Source organism: Virgisporangium aurantiacum (assembly GCF_016863635.1).
Lineage (GTDB): Bacteria > Actinomycetota > Actinomycetes > Mycobacteriales > Micromonosporaceae > Virgisporangium > Virgisporangium aurantiacum.
Window position 1 is genome coordinate 38804 of the sequence record NZ_BOPG01000029.1, and the last position, 22294, is coordinate 61097.

The following is a 22294-nucleotide window of genomic DNA, read 5'->3' on the forward strand; positions in this document are numbered from 1 at the left end:
AAACGGTGACACGGACCTGGCGCGGGACCCGCCTCGCCGACCTCGCGGCCGAACGCGGGCTCGACGAGGCGTACCGGCACGAGATCCGCGTGGTCGCCTCGGTGCTGCCGTTCAAGGTCGACCGGTACGTGGTCGACGAGCTGATCGACTGGTCGGCGGTGCCCGACGACCCGATCTTCCGGCTGACGTTCCCGGCCCGCGGCATGCTGCCCGACGACGTCTACGAGCCGGTGTCGAAGCTGATCCGCGACGGCGCCGGCGAGCGGGAGGTGCGGGCGGCGGTGACCGACCTGCGGCGGCGGCTCAACCCGCACCCGTCGGGCCAGGCCGACAACGTGCCGCTGCTGAACGGCGACCCGGTCGGCGGGCTCCAGCACAAGTACCGGCACACCGTGCTGGTGTTCCCGTCGCCGGGCCAGACCTGCCACTCCTACTGCGGCTACTGCTTCCGCTGGGCCCAGTTCGTCGGCGAGCCCGGCCTGCGCTTCGCCAGTTCCCGCCCCGAGGACATGGTGACGTATCTACGTCGGCACCCGGAGGTCACCGACGTGCTGCTGACCGGCGGCGACCCGCTGGTGATGTCGACGCCCGTGCTGCGCCGCTGGATCGACCCGCTGCTCGACATCGGGCACGTGTCCACCATCCGCATCGGCACCAAGGCGCTCGCGTACGCGCCGAGCCGCGTCACCGACGATCCGACGTTGCTGCACCTCGTCGAGCGGTGCGTGCGGGCCGGCCGGCAGGTGGCCGTGATGATGCACGTCTCGCACGCCCGCGAGCTGGCGACGGACTCCGCCCGACGGGCGATCGCGCTGCTGCGCGGGGCCGGGGCGACGCTGCGGGCGCAGGCGCCGATCATCCGGCACGTCAACGACGATCCCGCCGCGTGGGCCGACATGTGGCAGGCGATGGTGTCGCTGGGCATCGCGCCGTACTACTCATTCGTCGAGCGCGACACCGGCGCGATGGCGTGGTTCGAGGTGCCGCTGGCGCGGGCGCTCGCGGTCCACACCGAGGCGCAGCGCCGGGTCGGCGGCCTGGCCCGCACCGCGCGGGGGCCGGTCATGTCGGCCACGCCGGGAAAGATCGTGATCGACGGGGAGACGACCGTCGGCGGCGAGCGGGTGTTCGTCCTGCGGATGCTACAGGCGCGCGACCCGGCGCTGACCGGTCGCGTCTTCTTCGCCCACCACAGTGCCGACGCCACCTGGATCGACGGGCTACGTCCCGCGTTCGCCCCGCACTGGCCCTGGGAAACCACTGGAGGATCAGAATGAGCACGCCGCAGTCCGGTCTGCAACCGCCGTGGAACATGCTCGACCGTCCGTCCGGCGCGAAGCTCGGCATCGTCGACCTGCCGGCGACCTTCACGCTGGCGCGGATCCACGTGCCGGTCGGCGTCACCACCGCGGAGGACCACCACGAGGTGCGCGAGGTCTGGCTCGTCCAGTCCGGCACGGGCGTCCTCGCGCTCGACGGGGTGAAGCAGCGGATCTCCGCCGGCGACACGCTGTTCTACGACAGCTTCCACCGTCACCAGCTCCACAACGACGGCACCGAACCGGTCGACATCATCTCGATCTGGTGGCAGCCGTGAGCGCGACACCGGCGTTGAGCGTCATGTTCTTCGCCAGCGACGCCACCGCACCCGGCGCGGACCGGTACGCGCTCGTCCGCGACGCGTCCGTTCTCGCCGACGACCTGGGCTACCAGGCGGTGTGGCTGCCCGAGCGGCACTTCGACCCGTTCGGCGGGCTGTTCCCCAACCCGTCGGTGCTCGCGGCGGCGGTGGCCGCGCTGACCCGGCGGTGCCACATCCGCGCCGGCAGCGTCGTCGCACCGTTGCACGACCCGCTGCGCATCGTCGAGGAATGGTCCATTGTGGACAATCTCGCCGGGCCGGGCCGCGTCGGCCTGTCGATCGGGTCGGGGTGGAACACCAACGACTTCGTGCTGGCGCCCGACCGGTACGAGGGCCGCGTCGAACGGTCGCGGGCCGCGGTGGACGAGCTCCGCGTCCTGTGGTCGGGGGGCCGTGTCGAGCGCGTGAACGGCTCGGGCCGCACGGTCTCCGTGGTGACCCAGCCGCGTCCGGCGTCGGCCGAGCTGCCGCTGTGGCTGACCGCCTCCGGCAACCCGGAGACGTTCGCGGCGGCCGGACGGCTCGGAACGAACGTCCTGACGCACCTGCTCGGCCACGGCTTCGACGAGCTGTCCGGAAAGATCGGTGTCTACCGGGACGCCCGGGCGGCGGCCGGCCACGACCCGGCCACCGGCCAGGTGACGCTCATGCTGCACGCCGCCCTCGTCGAGGGTGACCCGGTCGGTGTCGCCGGATACCCGCCGCTGCGCGACTACCTGAAGTCGGCGCTGCGGCTGGAGATGCGCGCCTCGGCGGGTGGCGGGGCGGTCAGCGGCGGGCGCCGCGTCGCGCTGCCGGACCTGCCGGAGGCGCTGATCGACGAGTTGATCGACGAGCGGGCGCGCCGGTTCTGCACCGAGGCGAGCCTGATCGGTTCGGCGTCCGACTGCCGCCGGATGCTCGCCCGGGTGGCGGCGGCCGGCGTCGACGAGGTCGCGTGCCTGGTCGACTTCGGTCCTCCCGCTACCGAGGTGAGCGGGACTCTGCGTGGCCTGGCCGAAATCATGGCCGGGGCCGGGAGTGCGGCCCGGTGACCCTCGACCTCGCGGGCGTCGGCGCCGGCCCGGCCAACCTGTGCGTCGCGGCGCTGGCCGACGGCCTGCCCGGGGTGCGGTGCCGGTTCTTCGACCGGCAACCGGTGCAGCGGTGGCATCCGGGACTGATGCTGCCGGGGTCGGTGCTCCAGGTGTCGCACCTGAAGGACCTCGTGACGATGGTCGACCCGACGAGCCCGTACACGTTCCTGAACTTCCTGGCGCGCACGGGCCGGTTGTACCGGTTCGCCAGCCTGCCCCGGCAGGTCATCACCCGCCGCGAGTACGAGAGCTACCTGAGATGGGTGGCGGGGACGCTGCCGCAGGTGCGGTTCGGCTGCGCGGTCGAGGAGGTGACGTTCACCGGTGACGCGTTCCGGCTCGCGACCGCACGCGGCCCGTACACCGCCACCCACCTGTCGGTGGGCACCGGACCCGTGCCGCGCGTGCCCGAGCCGGTCGCCGGGATGCTCGGCCCCACGCTGCTGCACTCGGCCGACTTCGGCTACCTGCCGGCCACGTCGGTGCGCGGGCGTCGGGTGGCGGTCGTCGGTGGCGGGCAGAGCGGCGCCGAGGTGGTCGAGCACCTGCTCGGCCTCGCCGGGGACGCGGCTCCGCGCGAGCTGACGTGGGTCAACCGGCGGCACGGCTTCCAGCCGCTCGACGACAGCCCGTTCACCAACGAGTGGTTCCACCCGGACTACGTGCGGTACTTCCACGGGCTGGCGCCGGCCCGACGCAAGGAGCTCCTCGGCGCCCAGCAGCTCGCCAGCGACGGGATCTCCGCCGACCTGCTGGAGCGGGTCTACCGGCGGATGTACGAGAACGACTTCGTCGACGAGCACCGGGTCCCGTGCGCGGTACTACCCGGACGCGAACTGCACCGCGTCGCGTCCACAGTGGACGGCTGGCGGCTCGACCTGGCCCAGTGCGACACCGGCGCGCCCGAGACGCTGCGGGCCGACACCGTCGTCCTCGCCACCGGCTACGAGTTCCGGTTGCCGGAGTTCCTGCGTCCGCTCGCCGACCGCATTCCGGTGGCGTCCGACGGACAGCTCGCCCTCGACGCCGACTACTCGGTGCCGTGGGACGGGCCGGCCGGGAACAAGCTGTTCTTCCTCAACGCCGGCCGGCACTCGCACGGCATCGCCGATCCCAACCTGAGCCTCGCGTCGTGGCGGGCGGCGACGGTGCTGTCGAGCATCGCCGACACGCCGTGGGACGCCGGCGCCACGACCTCGACCAGCCGCTGGGCCTCGACTGTCCCGCACGAGACCGTCCCGCACGAGACCGTCCCGTACGAGACCGCCCCGCACCGAACAGAAAGCGCCGACCGGTGACCGATCCGCATCTCGTCGTCCCCAGCAACCCGACGCCCAACGGCGACCTGCACCTCGGCCACATCGCCGGGCCGTATCTCGGCGCCGACGTGCTGCGCCGGGCGGCACGGGCGCGCGGTGACGACGCCGCCGTGCTCCTGGGCACGGCGTGGCAGAACTCGCACGTGCTCCAGACCGCCCGGCGCCAGGGCCGGGAGTACCTGGACCTCGCGGCGGAGAACGCCCGCCGGATCGAGGAGTCGTTCGCGGCGGCCGGGATCGGCTACGACGTGATGCTGCGGCACGGCGACATCCCCGACATCGAGCGGGCCACCCGCACGGCGTTCGCCCGGTTGCGGGCCACCGGCGCGGTGACGGTGCGCGACGCGTCCGCCTGGTACTGCGTGGAGTGCGACGACTGGCGGTTCCAGGGTTACGTCGAGGGGCGGTGCCCCTACTGCGACTCCGGCGACGCGTACGGCGTCGACTGCGAGGGCTGCGGCCAGTACCACGACGACGCCGAGTTGCGCGACGCCCGCTGCGCCACCTGTGGAACCGCCGCCGTCCTGCGGCCGTTGCGGCGCGCGTTCCTCGACCTGGAGCCGCAACGCGAGTGGTTCGAACGCTATCTGGCCGAGGCGACGCTCGGGCCGCCGGTGCGCGCGTTCGCGTCGGCCGCGCTCGACCGCCCGCTGCCGTCGATCGCGGTGACGTTCGTCGGCGAGGTCGGCTTCCCGGTCGGGGACCACCGGCTCTACCCCGCCTTCGAACTGGCGCCCCGGTACGCGGTGATGGTGGCGCGCTGGCGCGCCGGCGCAATGCCGGTGAAGGCGACGTCGTCGATGGTGTTCGGGTCCGACAACGCGTGGGAGCGGGTGCTGCTGTTCCCGGCCGTGCTGCGCGGCCTCCGCACCGGCGCCGACGACGACCCCCCGCTGCCGAGCGTGCTCCACATGAGTCACTTCTACCTGCTCGACGGCGCGAAGTTCTCCACGTCGCGCGGGCACGTGGTGGGTGTGCGGGAAACCGTTGCGGCGCACGGCCTCGACACCACCCGGCTGTACCTCGCGGTGACCCGGCCCGAGTCGGCGCCGACGAACTTCTCCCGCGCGGCGGTGGCCGGTTCGCCGCAGGCGCGTGCGGTGTCGGCGCTCGAACGGTGGACGTCGGTGCCGCACGCGTGGACGTCGTCGCCCCCGGCCACGGTCGGGCTCGACCACGTCATGGCGGCGGCCGCCGACCTCGACCGCGCCCTGCGGCCGGAGGACCTGTCGTGCGTCCGCGCGGCCGACGCGGTGGTCCGCCTCGCGGCCGCGGCCGGAACCACCGACACCACCGTGCGCACGGCCGCACTGCACTGCCTGGTGAACGGCGCCGGCGCGCTGATACCGGAGACGGCCGAGCGGCTGCGGGCCGCGTTCGACGTCCCGGTCGTTGCGTTCGAAGGGCCGCCGGATGTCTGACCGCTCCCTGCGCTGCGCCGTGGTCGGCGCCGGCCCCATGGGTGCCGCGACAGCGGCGGCCTTGCTGGCCGACGGCCACCGCGTGCTGCTCGTCGACCGTGACGCCGGGCGGCTCGCCGGAGCACCGGCGACCGACCGCCACCACGGCGACATCACGGACCCGGCCACGCTCGACGCGCTCGCCGGATGCGATGCCGTGGCGGCGGCACTGTCCTGGGTGGACACCCGGCCGCTGATCGCGCTCGCCCACCGCGTCCCGGTGCGGCTCGTCACGATCGGCCGCCCGCCGCCGGAGCACGCCGACGAGATCGGATCGCTGGCACCGGGATCGTCCATCGTGGTCGGTGCGGGGCTGGAGCCGGGGCTGACGGAGATTCTGGCCCACCGGCTGGCCGTCGCGGCGGGACCCGATGCCGACCTGCGGCTGTACTGCGGTGGCGTGCCGGAGCGGCCGCGTCCGCCGATGCGTCACCTGTCCTGGTACGGCACGGGCCTGACGATCAGCCCGCGCCCGACGTTCCGGATCGTCGACGGCAAGCTCGACCGGGTCGAGCGGTTCAGCGGGGTGGAACTGGTCGACGTGCCCGGGATCGGAGTGCTGGAGGCGTTCCACGACGGGCTCGCGCCGTGGATCGCCGACGACCCGGTACTCGGATCGGTGCGGCTGATGGACCAGAAGACGCTGCGCTGGCCCGGCTACGCGGCCCGCGTCGCCGCGCTGGCGGAACTGGGCCTGCTCGACGACGCGCCGGTGTCCACGGTGGACGGACCCGTGCGGCCGCGGGCCGTGCTCGACGCGGTGCTCGCGCCGCACGTCACCCCGCGACCGGGCGACAGCGACGTGACGGTGCTGGTGGCCGAGGCGACCGGCCCGCTGGGTACGTACGCCACGGTGGTGCGCGCCGGAACCGACCCGGCGACCGGAACCACCGGGATGGGCCGGCTCACCGGTACCGCGCTGGCGCTGGCAACGTCGCGGGCCGTGCGCGCGCCCGACGGCGTCGTGTACGCGCACGAGTTGTTCGCCGGCGGCGACGCCGTGCTCGTCCGGCTGCGCCGGGACGGGATCACGGTGCGGGAGTACCGGCGGGCGTGGGTCCGCCGGTCATTCACCGATCCCGCCATCGAACACGGCTTCGAGCACGCCTTCGAGCACGGCGATGAGTGACGGCGGCGCGGACCGGGCGGCGTCGTGATCGCCGTCGAGGGTGACGGCCCGGCAGCCGCCGGTGGTGGCGCCGGCCCAGGGCCGCACGGACGCGGCGTCGACCACGCGGTCGTCGGTGTAGGCGATCGTGGTGACGGGTGTGCCGGTCGGTCCGCCGTCCCACCGGTAGGCCGCGCTCAGCGCCAGGTCGGCGCGCAGCGCCGGAAGGAGCATGCCGGCCACCGACTCGTCGGCCGGCCCACCCCACGCCCGGAGGACGGCCAGCAGGGCGGTGTCGTCGAGGTCCGGCGCCGGAGCGCGGCTGGGCTGGCCCGGTGCCTGCCGCGCCGAGACGACGAGCGCCGCCGGCGGGTCACCGACCCAGCGGCGGGTCGCCTCGAACGCGACGATCGCGCCGAGGCTGTGTCCGAAGAGGACGGTCCGGCCTCCCCGCACCCGCGCGACCACGTCGTCGGCCGCCGCGACGAGCGACGACGCCAGCGGCTCGCGCATCCGCTCCTCGTGGCCGGGCCGCGACAGCGGCAGCACCCGCGCCGCTCCGATGGTCCGGGGCCAGGCGCGGAAGTACGAACGCCCGGCGCCCGACGGGGGCAGGCACACGATCGTTGTGTCCATCATGGACATTGTTGTCGAAGGGAACCGTCAGTGGCCACGATCGTCTTCATGGGTACCCGGCGGGTGCCGCTGGAGGTCCACTCCGCGCTGCTGGCGGCGCACGACCTCGGGTACCGGGTCGCACTGGTCGCGCCCGCACCGCCGCGGTTCTGCGCCGACCTGCTCAGCGACGTCGAGGTCGTCGACGTCTTCGACCGGCCGGCGGCGCTCAAGGCGGCCGTCGCGCTGGCCGCGCGCACCGGAGCCGAGGGAGTGGTGTCCTGGACCGACATCGGCGTCGAACTGGCCGCCGCGCTGGCCGGGACGTGCGGCTTCCCGGGGCCACCGGTCGAGGCGGCGCACCGGGCCCGCAACAAGCACTCGATGCGCGCGGCCCTACGACACCGGCCGGATCTGATCCCGCGCTTCCGCCGGGTGCGCAGTCACGCCGACCTGGTCGCCGCCCGTGCCGAGATCGGCGTTCCTGGCGTGCTCAAACCGGCCGGTGGCAGCGGCAGCCGGTCGATCTTCCAGGTCGGGGCCGGCACCGACCTGGCCGCGCTGTTCGCGCAGGCGGTGTCGACGACGGGGGTCGACGTCGCGCCGTTGTTCGGCGACTACCCGGGCGAGTTCGTGTACGAGGAGCGGCTGGGCGGAACCGAGCACAGCGTCGAGGGATTCGTGCACGACGGCACCGTCCACGTCGCCGGGATCACCGACAAGTGGGTGTCCGAGCCGTACTTCATCGAGGTCGAACAGGTCCACCCGACCCGGCTGCCGGCCGACGTCCAGGACCGCGCGCACGAACTGACCCGGGCCACCGTCGCCGCGATCGGCCTCGACCACTGCGCGTTCCACCTCGAACTGCGCGCGTTGCCCGACGGCTCGGTGAAACTGCTGGAGATCGCCGCCCGCCCCGGCGGCGGATACATCACCTCGCACCTGATCCCGATGAGCACCGGCATCGCCTTCCACCACGACCTGATCCGGATCGCCACCGGCGCCGCGCCCGAACTGGCCCGCGGTGCCGACCGGTTCGCGGGCAGCCGTCAGGTGGTGAGCCCGGTCGCCGGCCGGTTCGAGGGCCTCGACGGCCTGCCCGACGTGCTGAACCTGTGGGGGCTGGAGCACGTCGTGCTCGAACGCGAGATCGGTGGCCGGATCACGCTGCCGCCGGGCGACGTGCTCAGCGCCGTCGTGGCGTCGGCGATCGTCCGCTCGGTCAGCTACGACGACGTCCGCGACACGTTGCGGCGCGCCGTCGACCTGTCGCGGCCGCGGGTGGTGTGAAATGCTTCTCGGTGACGGGCTGAGCGGTGATCTCGTCCACACCGTCGACGAGCTCGTGGCGATGGGCCTCAAGGAACCGTCCGACACTCCACTGTGGACGTCGGAGGCGTGGTGGCGCTTCGTGGCCGCCGATCCGGATCACGAGGTCGTGTTCCTCGTGATCTCCGACGGCACCGGGCCGGTCGCGGTGGCCCCGGCGATCGTGGCCCGCGGGCCGGAGAACCTGTTGTTCTACAACCCGCCCCGGATTCTCGGCGACTTCTCGGCGATCGGCGCGGAGCGGCTGTTGACGGCGGACGAGCGCGCCGCGGTCGACGCGGCGGCACCCGCGGTCTCCGCTCTCCGCGAGGCGTTGTATCCGTCGCTGGCCGTCGGGGTGTTTGGGTCGAACCTCGGGCTGCGCGCGTTCGACGGTCACCACTCGGTCGACCGCGCCCGCCTGGTGCCGGCGCTCGCCCGCCTCGCGGGCGAGGCCGCCGCGCGCCGGGGCTGCCGCAGCCACGCGTTGCTCTACCTCGACCCCGACGAGGACGCCGCCCTGCGCGACCCGTCCGCGCAGCGCCTCGTGTTCGGCGGCGAGGGCATCCTCGACCTGCCGCCGGGTGGGCTCGACGGCTACCTCGGGTCGCTGCCGAGCCGCCGGCGCATCGCGGTCCGGCGGGAGATCCGGCAGTACGCCGACCTCGGCGTGCACACGACCGTCCACTATGGACCCGACGCCCTCACCGACGAGCACGTGCCGCTCCGCGCGGCCCTGCGGGCCCGGTACGGGCACGCGGCCGGGCAGCGGTGGGTGGAGACCGAGTTCGCCACGCTGCGCCGCACGCTCGGTGACCGCCTCGTGGTCTTCAGCGCCCGCCGAGGCGAACGGATCATCGGCTACCTGATGGCGGCCCGCTGCGGCGACGTCCTGTACACCCGCGCCGCCGGGTTCGACTACGCCGCGTCGGCCGGCGCGTTCTGCTACTTCAACCTCGTGTACTACGACGTGGTCCGCTGGGCCGAACGGGCCGGTGTGCGCCGGGTCCACTACGGTCTCGGCACCTCGGCGGCGAAACACCACCGCGGCTGTGCGCTGCTGCCGCGCTGGGCGTACCTGTGGCTACCGGGCGGGGAATCTGCCGACGCGGTGCGCACCACGCTCACCGCCCAGCACGCCACCGCCGCCCGCCTGCTGACCGGGCTGGGCGTGACCCTGCCGGCCTGAGCGCGCCACACCTGTCACACTCGGCTCCCCGCCGTTGTCCTCCTATAGTGTCGACGAGGAGGACGGTCGCGATGAGGATGGCGGTGGCCGGCGGAACCGGCTGGGTCGGCAAGCTGGTGGTCGAGCGGGCGCGCGAGCGCGGCCACGACGTCGTGGTGATCTCGCGGTCGAGCGGCGTCGACCTGATGACGGGAACGGGCCTCGACGACGCGTTGCGCGGCGTCGACGTCGTGATCGACGTGGCGAACGTGACGGCGCTCAGCCGCAAGGCGTCGGTGGCGTTCTTCGAGACCGAGACGCGCAACCTGCTGGCGGCCGAGGAACGGGCGGGTGTGCGGCACCACATCGTCCTGTCGATCGTCGGGATCGACCGGGTCGACTCGGGCTACTACATCGGCAAGCGCCGCCAGGAGGAGCTGGCGCTGGCCGGTCCGGTTCCGGTGACGATCCTGCGGGCGACGCAGTTCCACGAGTTCGCGGCGCAGATGCTCAAGAAGGTGCCCGGTCCGGTGAAGGTGGCGCCGTTGATGCGCAGCCGACCGGTCGCCGCGTCCGAGGTCGCCGACGAACTCGTCCGCCTGGCCGAAGGCCCCGCCCAGGGCCGGGCGACCGACCTGGCCGGCCCCGAGGTGCTGACGATCGCGTCGATGATGCGCCGCCTGGCCAAGGGCAAACTGGTGCTGACGGTGCCCGTCGGCCGGGCGATGGCCAACGGTGGCGTGCTGCCGACGGGCGACTTCCGCAGCGGGCGGATCACCTTCGAGCAGTGGGCGGCGTCGCGCTGACCGCCGCGGGGTCATCTGGCATAACCACGCGTGCGGCGGTTCCGTTGCTGGAGACTGGCACCATGGACTGGCTTTCTCCCGTCTCCGGATTCGTCGGCACCGTGGTGGGTGCTGGCGTGTCCTACTTCGCGACGCGCCAGGCGCAGGCGAACACCGTGGCGGACGCCCGCCAGGCACGCCTCCAGGCCAAGCAGGACCAGGCCGTGACCGCGCTCGCGGCGGCTTTCGGCGCGCTGCACCAGCACGCCCGCCACGTCCCGAACGACCGTGAGCGGTGGACCGGCAACGAGGAGGCCGCCGCGCTCAGAGCGACGTGCGACACGTGGAACGAGCAGCTGCAGAACCACATCGCGCCCGCCCGGATAGCCATCGGCGTCATTCGCGACAGCCACCTCCGGCACCGCCTCGACGAAGCCATGAAACTCCTGGAAACCTGGAACAGCGGGCTGGAAAACGCCTTCCACGGCCGGGATCGCGTGTGGTTGCTGCGCGGAATCATCGCCCACGCCGTGGACTGCGTGGGCGCGTGGCAGCGAGAGGAGCCGCTTCCGGAACCGAACCACGCGTTCGCCAGGGCCCGGGATTCGCTGGCCACCAAGGAGGACGAGTGGGAGGCCGAGGCAGAAGCCCGGGAGGAGGAGCGGCAACGGCGCGCCGCCGCGCCCGGTGACTGACCGGTTCGCGCGCCGGCCGGTCGGCTACCCGGGCGGGTTCAGCAGCCGGGAGATTCCGCGGGCGGCGGCGCGAACGGTCGGTGTGACGCCGCGGACCGCCGCCGCCGAGGTGCCGCGCACCACCACCGACAGGGCGGCGACGACCGTGTCTCCGGCGGTGACCGGCGCGGCGACCGACACCGCGTCGTCGGTCACCTGGCGGTCGCTGACGGCCAGCCCGGTACGGCGTACGTCGGCCAGTATCCGCCGCAGTCGCCGTGGATCGGTGATGGTGTGCGCGGTGAACCGGGTCAGCGGCGCGGCCAGCACCCGCTCCTGGACGTCGAGCGGTGCGTGGGCGAGAAGCACCAGTCCGACGCCGGTCGGCGGCATCGCGAACCGGCCGCCGACGCGGGTCAGCACCGTCACCGCGTCGCGGGCGGCGAACCGTTCGACGAACACGACCTCGTCGTGGTCGCGCACCGCCAGTTGCACGTTCTCGTGCGTCACCTCGTAGAGGTCCTCCATGAACGGCAACGCGGCCTCGCGCAGGCCGAGGCCGCGCGGGGCGAGGGCGCCGAGCTCGAACACGCGCAACCCGATGCGGTAACGCCCGTCGGTGTCGCGTTCGAGGCCGCCCCAGGCGGCCAGTTCGGCGACCAGCCGGTGCGCGGTCGACACCGGCAGGTCGACCGCGCGGGCGATCTGCGACAGGGTGAGCGCCGGGCGATCGCGGGAAAACGCGTCGAGGACGGCGAGCAGCTTGCCGCCGGCCGTCGGGCGGCCCGGAGCTCCGGCGGTCGGGCGGTTCAGAGGTCCAGCACCAGCCTCGGTCCCGCCGCCCGGGACACACACACGAACATCGTGTCGTCGGCCTCCCGCTCGGCCGGGGTCAGCAGCGAGTCCCGGTGGTCGACCGCGCCCGCCAGCACCGGCGTCTCGCAGGTTCCGCACGTTCCCTCCCGGCATGACGAGAGCACATCGACCCCGGCGTCCTCGAGGGCCTGCAGCACAGACTGGTTCGCGGCCACGGTGAGCGTCAACCCGCTCCGGGCCAGTTCCACCTCGAAGGACCCGCGCGGACCGGCCGGACGGGGGGTGAACCGTTCGACGTGCAGTGCGTCGGCCGGCCACGCCGCGCAGTGTTTTTCGACGGCCGACAGCAGGGGTTCCGGCCCGCAGCAGTAGACCGCCGCGTCCGGACGTGGACGGCCGAGGATCCGGTCGAGGTCGATGAGGCCCACCTCGTCCTGCGGGTACAGGGTGACGCGCCCGCCGATGTCCGCCCGCAGCTGGTCCAGGAAGGCCATGGACCGGCGGCTGCGGCCGCCGTAGTGCAGTTCCCAGTCCGCGCGGCTGTTCCCGACCGCCGCGACCATCGGCAGGATCGGGGTGACGCCGATGCCGCCGGCGATGAACACATAGCGTGGCGCCGCAACCAGGGCGAAGTGGTTGCGCGGCCCACGGGCATCGACCTCGACACCCGCGCGCAGGGCCTCGTGCACGTACGCGGACCCGCCCCGTCCGTCCGGTTCCCGCAGCACACCGATGCGCCAGACGCGGCGGTCCGCCGCGTCCCCGCACAGCGAGTACTGCCGGACCATCCCGCCGGGCAGGCGCAGGTCGACATGGGCGCCGGGCGTCCAGGGCGGGAGTTCCGCTCCGGTCGCGTCGGCGAGGTCCAGGACGACGACGCCCTCCGCACCGGTCACCCGGCGGATGACGCGCAACCGCCGGTCGGCCTCGTCGGGGGTGCCGTGCACGCGGACGCTCCGATCGACGGGTCAGGCCGGGACGGTCGGCCGGCGGCGGATGAGCGCCGGATCGGTGACCCGGTGCGCCGGTGCCGGCGCCGGAATCCGCGACTCCGGCCGACCCGCGTCGGCGGACGGGTGGACGGGGTGCGCCGACAGCCACTCCCACATGAGGACGGGATCGTCGGCCTCGGTCTGCGCGCCGCAGTGGCACCGTCCCCGCAGCCGGTCGGACCCCGGGAGCCAGCCGACCCGGGTGCGCCGGTTCACCGGGCGCCGGCCGCGACGGTGACGTCGCCCGCCGCCAGGCGCGCGATCATCCGCCGGGCGGCCAACCCACCGGTGTCGATGTTGATCGACAGTTCCTGGTAGCCGTCCGGCTCGCCGGTCAGAACCCGTTCCAGCACGGTCAACGCCGCGACGTCCTGAAGGACGACGGTGCGGTTGCTCTCCCGCAGGAAGTCCGACACCCGCTCGTCGTCGAGGGCGAAGTCGCGGGCGACGGCCCAGAAGTCGTGGGTCGACGACTCGGTCTCCGGGGTGATCGCGTACACGACCTCGACGTGGAAGGCGTCCGGGTCGGTGCCGTCGGCGTGGGGGAGAACGCCGACCGGCGCGATCCGGCTGTGGAGCGTGTACAGGCACGGCGGGGTGAACTCGATGTCCTGCCAGCGGGTGATCCGTCCGGTGATGCCGGTGCTCGTGGCGTAGAACGGTGGGCAGGCGGCGTCGGCCATGCGTCGGGAGACGTAGACGATGCCGGCCTCGTCGTCCACTTCGGTGGTGATCGGCGTCTCGGCCACCTCGGGGGTGCCGATGTACCCGCCGTGCAGGTACGTCTCGTGCGAGAGGTCCATCAGGTTGTCGACGAGCAGGCTGGCCCGTGCGGGAAGCGGCTCCATCCCCGACACGGTCGTCCAGCCGGGCAGGTCCAGCCACGGCGCCCGCGGAATCGGCGTTTCCCCGGCCCGGCCCGGATCGCCGATGAACACCCACACGAACGAGTCCTGCTCGACGACCGGGTAGGACCGCAGCCGCGCGGTGCGCGGGACCCGGGTCTGGCCGGGAACGGCGACGCAGACGCCGTCGGCGCCGTACGTGAAGCCGTGATAGCCACACACGACGGTGTCCCCGACGAGATGGCTGGGCGGCTCCGACAACGGGAACCGGCGGTGCACGCAGCGGTCGCTCATCGCGGTGACCCGGCCGTCGCCGGTACGCCAGAAGAGGATGGACTCGCCGCAGACCGTCCGGCTGAACAGTTCCCGGCCCACCTCCCGGCCGAACGCCGCGACGTACCACTGGTCCCGCACGATCGACGTCATGGCGCCAGTGTCGGCGCGGTCGCGAACCGGCCGATACGGCCTTTCCGCGTGATGGAAAGATTCTGGGACCGCGCTGTGCCGGGACGGCAAGGATGGTGGACATGGGCGTGAAGGTAGGCATTCTGGCGTTCGGTGACGACATTCCGGTGCGGCTACGCGGCGGCCCGGTCGCCGACGAGGACCGCACGCTGGAGTTCGTCAGGAGAGTCCATCCCGGGTACGTTGTCGAGCCGATCGAAGGCTGCGCGCTGAAGTACGCCACCTATCCGCCTGACGATGTGGTGTTCGCGTCGAGTTCTGCGGGCCTGGACATCGTGTGCGACCAGCGGCTGACGCTCGTTCAGCCGTCAACGCTGTCCGGGCACCTGTGCCGGATCGGCGACGGCCGGCGGATGGCGGTACTCGGCATGCACTCGGTCACGGACTGGCTCTCCTACGGGACCTGGTCCGACGGAGTGCTCGTCCGCTCGCTCAACCTGACCCCGGACAGCGGCATCATCGAGAGCGTCGGCGAACCGCTGCCGTTCGAGGCGCCGTACTGGGCCGGCGGACATCCCGTGGAGGACCCGTACCCGCTGCCGTTCCACCCGCTCGACCTCGGACAGACGGCGCTGCGTCACCTGTTCGGCTTCGCCACCGACGGCCCGGACCACGCCGATGACCGGGCGGCCGGCGAGGTCGACCTTCTCGGCTTCCGGGTAACCGATCCGACCGGTGCGGAACAGGCCGCTCGCGACGCAATCCGCCAGGAGGTACTCCAGATGGTCCGGGCGGCCACCGGACAACCAGCAGGGCGTGAATGATCACCGCTTGGGCAGTCGCTGGTCGTGTGCGCCGACGTGCTCGCCCGGAAGGCTCAAGCGGAGCAGTGACTGTCGCCGATGCGTCACTCCGACTTCGTGCGGCGGGGCACTACAGCCGGCTGTAGTAGCCATCGGGCAGTGGGCTGTATCGATACCGGTCCCGATCGTTCCTAACGTTGCCGCCATGTTGAGACACCTCATCGCGACCGCCGCGGTGGCAGCCACCGTCGGTGCCGTACCGACGCCCGCGCCGGCGCGGTCGATCGAGCTGCGCCGCAACGCCGAAGCGGTCCACGCGTTGGGCGTCCCCGCGGTGCAGGCATGGGCGAGCGACGGACGCCACGCGGCGGTGGTACGCGTCGGCGTCGCGGACATCCGCACGGGACGGCCGGTCCCGCCGAACGGCGCGTTCCGGATCGCCAGCACCGCCAAGACGTTGACCGCGACGGTGATCCTGCAGCTCGTCGGCGAGGGCCGGCTGTCCGTCGACGATCCGGTGGAGCGCTGGCTGCCGGGTGTGGTGCACGGCCGCGCGATCACCGTGCGGCAACTGCTCCAGCACACCTCCGGGTTGCGGGACGCCCTTCCCGGCTGGGAGACCGAGGCCGAGTACTACCGGATGCGTTACCAGCGCGACCCGATGGCCGAACTCGTCGAGCGGTCGGTCGCCCGTGGCTGGCTGTTCGAACCGGGCGAGGGCTGGTCCTACTCGACGGCCGCCTATCTGATCGCCGACATGATCATCGAACGGGTGACCGGCCGGCCCTGGCACCGCGAGTTCGAGCGGCGGATCTTCGCGCCGTTGGGGCTGCGGCACACCTACTGGCCGGGGTCGTCACCGGAGATCGAGCGTCCGCACGCCCGGGCGTACGAGCTGTTCGACGGCGAACTGGTCGACGTGACGTCACGGTTCACCGCCTACCCGGCCGGCGGCGTCGTGTCCACGACCGGCGACCTGGACCGGTTCTTCCGCGCCCTGCTCGGTGGGCGTCTGCTGCGCCCGACGGAGCTGGCGGCGATGATGGACACCGTGCCGGTGAGCGCCGACGTCGAGCCGATCTGGCCGGGCGGGCTCTACGGCCTCGGCCTGGTCTCCCGGGAACTGCCGTGCGGCGGCCGCTACTGGGGCCACGACGGTGGCGACGCCGGCACCATCACCACCGTCGGCGTCACGGCCGACGGTCGGCGCGGCGCCGTCGTGAACGCGAACCTCGCGCTCGACGACACGGTCGACCACCTGCTCACCCAGCTCCATACGACCGACCGCGTCGTCACCGACGCACTCTGCTGACCGGCGCACGACCGTGTTCGACGTCAGCGAACCGCCTCGCGTACGGGAAGGTCGCGGCGGTGCCGGATCGGGGAGTACACCAGCACCAGCACCGGTAGCAGCAATGCCGCGCACAGCAACCACAGGGCGGTGCGGACCCCGATCGTCGACGCCAGCCAGCCACCCGCGAGAGCACCGATCGGGATCGCGCCGAAGGCGAGCACGGTCATCGTGGCGCCGGTGCGGGCAAGCATGTCGTCCGGCACGTACTGCTGCCGGAAGCTGCGGGTGATGATCGAGCCCGCGGTGACGCCGGCGAACATGACGGTCAATCCGATCGGGAACAGCGCCAGCCGTGGACCCGCTGTGGTCAGCGGGATCAGGAGGCCGAACGGGACGGTGACCGCCTCGACCCCGAGCAGGGCCCGGGCGGTGCCGAACCGGTTGGCGAGCGGAGCGGCGAGCAGCGCACCGGCCAGTCCACCGGCGCCCATGGCGGCCAACAACAGCCCCGCCGTACCGGCCGGTTGCCCGACGGTGCGGAGAAGGAACACGAGAAGCAACGTCTGCACGGCGGCCTGGGTCAGGTTGCCCGTCGACGCGAACAACGCGGTCGTACGCAGGTACCGGTCGTCGAAGACGTACCGCACGCCGGCCCGGATGCGGGAGAACAGGCCGGTGTTGTCGCGGCGGCGGCCCGCGAGTTCGGTGGCCCGGATCCGCCACAGGCACGCGGCCGAGACCACGAAGCTGAGCCCGTCGACCACCAGGACGGACACCGCGCCGAGTGCCTGGGCCACGACGCCGGCCAGGCCCGGTCCCACCACCTCGGAGGCGGACTCGGATCCGCTGAGCCACGCGTTCCCGGCGGTCAGCCGGCCCCGTGGCAGCACGGTCGGGACGTACGCCTGGAACGCGGTGCGGAAGAAGACCCGGGCGACGCCACCGCCGAACGCCACCACGGCCAGGTGCGCGACGGTCAACGCGCCGATCCACGCGGCGACGGGCACGCTGAGGAACAGGACGGCGGAGGCGAGGTTGGCCGCCTGCATGACGGGTCGGCGGCCGACCTGGTCCACCCAGGCCCCCGCCGGCAGGCTGATCAGCAACGCCGGCAGCCACGCGCACGCGGTGAGGACACCCAGCACGAGCGGGGAGGCACCCACGACCGTGATGGCCACCAGAGGCAACGCGACGACGGTCATCGCGCTGCCCGCCTGGCTGACCGTCTCCCCGATCCACAGCAACCGGAAGTCGTGGTCTCGCAGCAACGCCCGGCGGCGGGCCGGCACCACGGTGGGGTTCACGCCGTCGAAATCGGCGACCTTGACGTTCATCCGCGACCCCGATCTCCGGGGTGAACCGGGCGGGCTTTCCGTTACATGGAGCATAGGATCAGCGACAGTCAGTTCCAATGACGTGCGCCGATACGCGCTCAGATGGGCATGAAAGCCTGCAATCTTCCGGGATGCAACCTGGCTGATTGATATCGATAAACTTCCATGTGATGTCATTGACAGCTTGATTGTTATCGATAACAATCAAGCAACCACGGCCAATGGCCTGGACTCCGAGCGCGCCGCCGGGCTGCCGCTGACTCGGGGCCACGTCGTCACAGGTGGCCGTCGTTCGAACCTGGAGGCAGCCCGGTGAAGACCGCTCCGTCCGCGGCCCTGCGCGCCGCTACCGTCGTCGTGGCCATCCTGGCGCTGACCGCGCCGCCCGTCCTACGATCCCAGCCGGCCGCCGCGGCCGTCGCGTTCACCAGCAGCGTGGTCAACCAGGCCGGTGGCCGGTGTGTCGAGGTGCCGGGAGGCAGCACGACCAACGGGTTGCAACTGGTCCAGCGCGACTGCACCGGTGCCGGCAGCCAGAGCTTCGCGTTCAATCCGCTGTCCGCGACGTCGGACGTGTACACCATCGGCACCGTGGCCGCCGGCCGGTGCGTCGACATCAACGGGGCATCCACGGCCGACAACGCGCAGGTGATCCAGTGGACCTGCCACAGCAACACCAACCAGCAGTTCCGACTCCAGCCGGTGACGGTCGCCGGCGCGACGAACACGTTCAACGTCGTCTCGGTGAGCTCGGGCAAGTGCGTGGTGCCGGCCGGCGACAGCACCGCCAACAACATCGGGCTGGTGCAGCTTCCGTGCAGCACCGCGACCAGCCGGGTCTGGCGGGTTCCCAACTTCTCCGGCGGCAACCCGAACCCGCGGACCTTCACCAACCCGCTCAAGATGCAGGGCCCGGACCCGTGGCTCCAGTACTACAACGGCTTCTACTATCTCGCCACGACGACCTGGAACAACACCGTCACGATGCGCCGCGCCACCACCCTGCGGGGCCTCGCCTCGGCCACCGACCAGGTGCTGTACACCATGCCCGCCGGCATGGGCACGATGTGGGCGCCCGAGTTCCATCTGCTCAACGGCCCGAACGGGCAGCGCTGGTACCTGTACTACGTGGCCGGCAACGCGGCGGAGAACGTGAACTCGCAGCGCATCCGGGTGCTGGAGTCGGCGGGCACCGATCCGATGGGGCCCTACACGTTCAAGGCCAACATGCTGGACCCGGTTGCCGACAACACCTGGGAGCTGGACCCCAACATCCTTCAGCTGAACGGCCGGCTCTTCCTGCTCGGCACGTTCTTCACGCCCAACGTCGGGCAGCGCAACTTCATCCGGGAGCTGTCCAACCCGTGGACCGCCGCCGGCACCCGTCGCGTCCTCGCGGAGCTGAGCTCCGGTGAGGGTGGCGTCAACGAGGGCGCCGAGGTGCTGCAACGCAACGGCCGCACGTTCATCATCTACTCGGCCGTGCACTGCAGCAGCGCCGACTACCACCTGCGCTATCTGACCTACAACGGCGGCGAGCCGCTCAACGCGTCCTCCTGGGTCAAGAACCCCAACCCCGTGTTCCGCCGCAACGACGCCGCCAGCGTCTTCGGCCCCGGCCACAACGGGTTCTTCAAATCCCCCGACGGTGCCGAGGACTGGATCGTCTACCACGCCACCAGCACGCCCGGCGGCTGCAACCTCAACCGCTCCACCCGGGCGCAGAAGTTCACCTGGAACGCCGACGGCACCCCGAACTTCGGCACACCGGTGGCGCTGGGCACCACGCTGACCGCACCGTCGGGCGAACCGGCTCCGTAGGACTCAGGCGTCTTCGAGGTTGAGGTGACGCAGTTCGTCGATGGTCAGGGAGAGGTCGACGGCGGCGACCGAGTCGCGGAGCTCGTCGAGGGTGAGCGGCCCGGTCAGCGCGAAGACGTGCGCCGGCTGGCACAGCACGAAGGCGAGGGCGACCTGTGCCATGGGCACGCCCCGCCGCGCCGCCAACTCCCTGACCCGGTCCAGCCGGCGGACGTTGTCGGCGGTGAACCAGACCCGCGCCGGGTCGGTGTCGTCCGAGGCGTTCCGGTCGGTGGGGGAGTACCGGCCGGTGAAGAAGCCGCTCGCCTGACTGGACCAGGCGAACAACGCGAGACCGCTCTGCTCGTACCAGCGGCGGGTCGGCGGGTCCGTGGCGGTCAGGCAGCCTTCCCAGGGCGGTTGGCTCCAGCGGCCCAGGGAGAACTGCGGGCTGCTGGCCGCGAAGCCGACGAGGCCGTGCTCGGCGGCGTAGGTGTTCGCTTCGGCGATGCGCGCCGGTGACCAGTTCGATCCGCCGAAGGCGCGCATCTCGCCGGCTCGCAGGTGCTCGTTGAGCCGTTCCACGAACGGTCCGACGGGGACGGTCGGGTTGTCGCGGTGCATCAGGTAGATGTCGACGTGGTCGGTGCGCAAGCGCCGCAGAGACGCGTGCAGTTCCGTGGTGACCAGGTCCGGCGTGCATTCGGTGGTGCAGGCGCCCTTCCCGATCAGGACGATGTCGTCGCGGTTGCCGCGTTCGGCCAACCAGGCGCCGACCGTGCGCTCGCCGGCGCCGTTGCCGTAGATGGCGGCGGTGTCGACACAGTTGCCGCCGTCGTCACGGTAGCGGTCCAGCAGCGCGAACCAGTGCGCCGACCGCTCGGGGTCGAACATCATCGAACCGAGGACCAGCCGGGACACCGGCATGTCCAACCCGGCGACGGACGAGTACTTCACGACACCTCCCGCTCCGCTGGGGATGCTGCGCGGCATGTCCAGGGTATGCGCGGACCTGCCGGAAATCGTGGTGCGGAAGATCGACGGTTGTGCGCAAGATCTACCGGTGACGAGTCTTGATGACGAACTGATCGAGCTGCGCCGGGAGATCCACCGTCACCCCGAACTGGCCGGTACGGAGCGGGAGACGGCCGGGTTGGTCGCGGAGCAACTACGGGCGGCCGGGCTCGAGGTGACGACCGGCGTCGGCGGACACGGAGTCCTCGGGGTGCTCGACGGTTCCGCGGACGGCCCGACGGTGGTGTACCGGGCGGACATGGACGCCGTCGACACCGAAGTGGCCGCGCTGTCGTTCCCGCGGTCGGGCCGGGTCTTCGATGACGGCTTCGCCTCGCGCGTCCCCGGTGTCGCGCATTTGTGCGGACACGACCTGCACACCGCGATCGGCGTCGGCGTCGCCCGGGCCCTGGCTCAGGGTGCCGAGCCGGTACGCGGCCGGCTGGCGTTCGTTTTCCAGCCGGCCGAGGAGCCGCTGCAGGGCGCGCGGGCGATGCTCGAGACCGGGTTGGTGCAAAGACTCGCCCCGCGCGAGTGCTATGCGCTGCACTGTGCCCCGTTCCCCGCCGGCACCATCGCGGTGTCTCCGGGATACGGTCTGCCCGGGCTGGACCATATCCGGATAGTTCTGCCGGGTGGGGACGATGCGGCGGTCGCCGCCATCGCGTCCGAGGTGGCGAAACTCGACACCGTCGAGTTCCCGCAGTGCTTCGCCGACTATCACGCGCGCTTCAACGCGGTGCTGGATCCCGAGATCGCCGCCTCGATCCAGGAATCCGTGTCCGTCGCCCAGTGGACCGAGCACACGTCCGACGCGCAGCCCGTCGCCAACATCCTGCTGCGGGTCTGGCCGCAGGAGCGGTTTCCCGAGCTACGCGCGCGGGTCGAGCGGCTCGCGGCGGAGGCCGGCGGGCACGTCGAGTTCCCGGGCGACCCGTTTCCCGCCATGGTGAACTCGGCGGAGCTCAGCACGGCGGCCGGCCGGTACCTGAGCACGGCGCTGGGGCAGGAGTCCGTCCTATGGGCGCGGGCGTCCTGGCCCTTCAACTGCGAGGATTTCGCACTGTTCCTCGACGAGGCGCCGGGCGCGATGTTCTACCTCGGCGTCGCCGACGCCGGGACGGGGATGAACGGCGCGCCGCACACCCTCGACTTCGCCGCCGACGAGCGGGCGATCGGTCTCGGCGTGCGCGCCATGGCCGGCCTGCTGACCCACCGGCTGGCGCCCCGGACACACCCGGGCGACTGACGATCCCGGTCAGCTCTCGCAGGCAACACCGTCCTTGTCGCTGTCGAGCGCCGGCCGGTAGCCGGGTTCGTACGAGTACAGCGGTGCGGCGCCCGCCGCCTTCACCTCCGTGCAGTTCTTGTAGTAGACGCTCGTCGGCGGCGTCGTGGTCCCGCCGCCGCCCGCGGGTGGCTTCTTCGTGGTCGTCGTCGTCCGGGTCGGCGCCGGCGGGGTGCTGGTCGCCGTGGCCGTCGGTGCGGCAGGCGCGGTGCTGGTCGGCGTCGAGGCGGGCGTCGGCGCTGTCGTGGTGGCCGTCGTGGTCGCGATGCTGGCGACCGGTTGGGGCTCGGCGTCGTCCTGGTCGTCCTTGTCCAGCGCCGCGCCGATCGCGCCGCAGATCAGGAACGCGGCCATGATCGGCAGTGCGATCCAGAGTGCGAGGTACTTGTTCGGCGGGGTGCGCCCCGGCGGGTAGAGCCTCGGTGGGGGACTCGGTGGGGGATACGTCACGTTGGCAGACCGTAGTGAGTTGATCACTGTTGCGAATCGTCACTTCAGCCGGTCCATGCTGGCCTCACGGTGACGCCGGTTCGTCGACCGTCCGTCGA

At 72.2% G+C, this 22294-nt stretch carries 22 protein-coding genes; 14 read left to right on the forward strand and 8 right to left on the reverse strand.

Translation table 11 applies throughout. The annotated features are described in order from the left end of the window. Positions 1–5: 5 nt before the first annotated feature. The 6 genes from Vau01_RS23190 to Vau01_RS23215 are packed head-to-tail and all read left to right on the forward strand — an operon-like array spanning position 6 to position 6626. Positions 6–1277, forward strand: coding sequence for a KamA family radical SAM protein (locus Vau01_RS23190; RefSeq protein ID WP_203996265.1), 1272 nt, complete (start codon positions 6–8; stop codon positions 1275–1277). After that, on the forward strand, positions 1274–1597 hold the full coding sequence (locus Vau01_RS23195) for a cupin domain-containing protein (RefSeq protein ID WP_203996267.1): 324 nt from the start codon (positions 1274–1276) through the stop codon (positions 1595–1597). The genes Vau01_RS23190 and Vau01_RS23195 overlap by 4 nt, the downstream gene beginning before the upstream one ends. Beyond that, complete coding sequence (locus tag Vau01_RS23200) at positions 1594–2676, forward strand: MupA/Atu3671 family FMN-dependent luciferase-like monooxygenase (protein WP_239151792.1); 1083 nt, start codon at positions 1594–1596, stop codon at positions 2674–2676. Before Vau01_RS23195 ends, Vau01_RS23200 begins: the two co-directional genes overlap by 4 nt. Further along, positions 2673–4016: a lysine N(6)-hydroxylase/L-ornithine N(5)-oxygenase family protein gene (locus Vau01_RS23205; RefSeq protein ID WP_203996268.1), complete on the forward strand. Its 1344-nt coding sequence runs from the start codon at positions 2673–2675 to the stop codon at positions 4014–4016. Before Vau01_RS23200 ends, Vau01_RS23205 begins: the two co-directional genes overlap by 4 nt. Then, on the forward strand, positions 4013–5458 hold the full coding sequence (locus tag Vau01_RS23210; protein WP_203996269.1) for a class I tRNA ligase family protein: 1446 nt from the start codon (positions 4013–4015) through the stop codon (positions 5456–5458). Before Vau01_RS23205 ends, Vau01_RS23210 begins: the two co-directional genes overlap by 4 nt. After that, the gene (locus tag Vau01_RS23215) at positions 5451–6626 is read left to right on the forward strand and encodes a saccharopine dehydrogenase family protein (protein ID WP_203996272.1); all 1176 of its coding nucleotides are present in this window, start codon (positions 5451–5453) and stop codon (positions 6624–6626) included. The genes Vau01_RS23210 and Vau01_RS23215 overlap by 8 nt, the downstream gene beginning before the upstream one ends. Here Vau01_RS23215 and Vau01_RS23220 read toward each other — a convergent pair. Next, on the reverse strand, positions 6564–7241 hold the full coding sequence (locus Vau01_RS23220) for a thioesterase II family protein (protein WP_203996274.1): 678 nt from the start codon (positions 7239–7241) through the stop codon (positions 6564–6566). The two genes, Vau01_RS23215 and Vau01_RS23220, sit on opposite strands and share 63 nt — an antisense overlap. Positions 7242–7271: 30 nt before the next feature. Between Vau01_RS23220 and Vau01_RS23225 the strand changes: the two genes are divergently transcribed. The 4 genes from Vau01_RS23225 (at position 7272) to Vau01_RS23240 (ending at position 11176) form a co-directional block, all read left to right on the forward strand. Then, positions 7272–8510 carry an ATP-grasp domain-containing protein gene (locus tag Vau01_RS23225; protein WP_203996276.1) on the forward strand — a complete coding sequence of 413 codons (1239 nt, stop codon included), beginning with the start codon at positions 7272–7274 and terminating at the stop codon, positions 8508–8510. Position 8511: 1 nt separating this feature from the next. Continuing rightward, complete coding sequence (locus Vau01_RS23230; RefSeq protein ID WP_203996277.1) at positions 8512–9717, forward strand: GNAT family N-acetyltransferase; 1206 nt, start codon at positions 8512–8514, stop codon at positions 9715–9717. Positions 9718–9788: 71 nt separating this feature from the next. After that, a complete protein-coding gene (locus Vau01_RS23235) occupies positions 9789–10502 on the forward strand; it encodes an SDR family oxidoreductase (protein WP_203996279.1) in 714 nt (237 codons plus the stop codon). Beyond that, positions 10484–11176, forward strand: coding sequence for a hypothetical protein (locus tag Vau01_RS23240; RefSeq protein ID WP_203996280.1), 693 nt, complete (start codon positions 10484–10486; stop codon positions 11174–11176). Before Vau01_RS23235 ends, Vau01_RS23240 begins: the two co-directional genes overlap by 19 nt. Before the next feature lie 24 nt (positions 11177–11200). Here the strand turns inward: Vau01_RS23240 and Vau01_RS23245 are convergent, their stop codons facing one another. The 4 genes from Vau01_RS23245 to Vau01_RS23260 are packed head-to-tail and all read right to left on the reverse strand — an operon-like array spanning position 11201 to position 14234. Beyond that, complete coding sequence (locus Vau01_RS23245; RefSeq protein WP_239151794.1) at positions 11201–12010, reverse strand: IclR family transcriptional regulator; 810 nt, start codon at positions 12008–12010, stop codon at positions 11201–11203. Further along, entirely contained in the window at positions 11965–12918 is a 954-nt protein-coding gene (locus Vau01_RS23250) for a PDR/VanB family oxidoreductase (protein ID WP_203996281.1), read from the reverse strand. Before Vau01_RS23250 ends, Vau01_RS23245 begins: the two co-directional genes overlap by 46 nt. Positions 12919–12939: 21 nt before the next feature. Further along, positions 12940–13179 carry a hypothetical protein gene (locus Vau01_RS23255; protein WP_203996282.1) on the reverse strand — a complete coding sequence of 80 codons (240 nt, stop codon included), beginning with the start codon at positions 13177–13179 and terminating at the stop codon, positions 12940–12942. Then, a complete protein-coding gene (locus Vau01_RS23260; RefSeq protein ID WP_203996283.1) occupies positions 13176–14234 on the reverse strand; it encodes a Rieske 2Fe-2S domain-containing protein in 1059 nt (352 codons plus the stop codon). The genes Vau01_RS23255 and Vau01_RS23260 overlap by 4 nt, the downstream gene beginning before the upstream one ends. Positions 14235–14335: 101 nt before the next feature. Between Vau01_RS23260 and Vau01_RS23265 the strand changes: the two genes are divergently transcribed. Further along, positions 14336–15037 carry a DUF6928 family protein gene (locus Vau01_RS23265; RefSeq protein WP_203996284.1) on the forward strand — a complete coding sequence of 234 codons (702 nt, stop codon included), beginning with the start codon at positions 14336–14338 and terminating at the stop codon, positions 15035–15037. 184 nt (positions 15038–15221) lie between these two features. Then, a complete protein-coding gene (locus Vau01_RS23270; protein WP_203996285.1) occupies positions 15222–16328 on the forward strand; it encodes a serine hydrolase domain-containing protein in 1107 nt (368 codons plus the stop codon). 23 nt (positions 16329–16351) lie between these two features. On the opposite strand, the gene Vau01_RS23275 is transcribed toward Vau01_RS23270, so the two are convergent. Beyond that, entirely contained in the window at positions 16352–17644 is a 1293-nt protein-coding gene (locus tag Vau01_RS23275) for an MFS transporter (protein ID WP_203996286.1), read from the reverse strand. A gap of 312 nt (positions 17645–17956) precedes the next feature. On the opposite strand from Vau01_RS23275, the gene Vau01_RS23280 reads away from it, so the two are divergent. Continuing rightward, positions 17957–19465 carry a family 43 glycosylhydrolase gene (locus tag Vau01_RS23280; RefSeq protein ID WP_239151795.1) on the forward strand — a complete coding sequence of 503 codons (1509 nt, stop codon included), beginning with the start codon at positions 17957–17959 and terminating at the stop codon, positions 19463–19465. Between the two features lie 3 nt (positions 19466–19468). Here Vau01_RS23280 and Vau01_RS23285 read toward each other — a convergent pair whose 3' ends face one another. Beyond that, positions 19469–20401 carry an aldo/keto reductase gene (locus Vau01_RS23285; RefSeq protein WP_203996288.1) on the reverse strand — a complete coding sequence of 311 codons (933 nt, stop codon included), beginning with the start codon at positions 20399–20401 and terminating at the stop codon, positions 19469–19471. 106 nt (positions 20402–20507) lie between these two features. Between Vau01_RS23285 and Vau01_RS23290 the strand changes: the two genes are divergently transcribed. Continuing rightward, complete coding sequence (locus Vau01_RS23290; RefSeq protein ID WP_203996290.1) at positions 20508–21707, forward strand: M20 metallopeptidase family protein; 1200 nt, start codon at positions 20508–20510, stop codon at positions 21705–21707. A 9-nt stretch (positions 21708–21716) separates the two neighbouring features. Here Vau01_RS23290 and Vau01_RS23295 read toward each other — a convergent pair whose 3' ends face one another. Next, positions 21717–22196, reverse strand: coding sequence for an excalibur calcium-binding domain-containing protein (locus tag Vau01_RS23295; RefSeq protein ID WP_203996292.1), 480 nt, complete (start codon positions 22194–22196; stop codon positions 21717–21719). Between the last annotated feature and the right edge of the window lie 98 nt (positions 22197–22294).

Coding starts and splice junctions, on each gene's coding strand:
- Vau01_RS23195 (WP_203996267.1), top strand. CDS start 1,274: ATGAGCACGCCGCAGTCCGGTCTGCAACCGCCGTGGAACATGCTCGAC.
- Vau01_RS23215 (WP_203996272.1), top strand. CDS start 5,451: ATGTCTGACCGCTCCCTGCGCTGCGCCGTGGTCGGCGCCGGCCCCATG.
- Vau01_RS23220 (WP_203996274.1), bottom strand. CDS start 7,241: ATGGACACAACGATCGTGTGCCTGCCCCCGTCGGGCGCCGGGCGTTCG.
- Vau01_RS23230 (WP_203996277.1), top strand. CDS start 8,512: ATGCTTCTCGGTGACGGGCTGAGCGGTGATCTCGTCCACACCGTCGAC.
- Vau01_RS23235 (WP_203996279.1), top strand. CDS start 9,789: ATGAGGATGGCGGTGGCCGGCGGAACCGGCTGGGTCGGCAAGCTGGTG.
- Vau01_RS23260 (WP_203996283.1), bottom strand. CDS start 14,234: ATGACGTCGATCGTGCGGGACCAGTGGTACGTCGCGGCGTTCGGCCGG.
- Vau01_RS23265 (WP_203996284.1), top strand. CDS start 14,336: ATGGGCGTGAAGGTAGGCATTCTGGCGTTCGGTGACGACATTCCGGTG.
- Vau01_RS23270 (WP_203996285.1), top strand. CDS start 15,222: ATGTTGAGACACCTCATCGCGACCGCCGCGGTGGCAGCCACCGTCGGT.
- Vau01_RS23275 (WP_203996286.1), bottom strand. CDS start 17,644: ATGAACGTCAAGGTCGCCGATTTCGACGGCGTGAACCCCACCGTGGTG.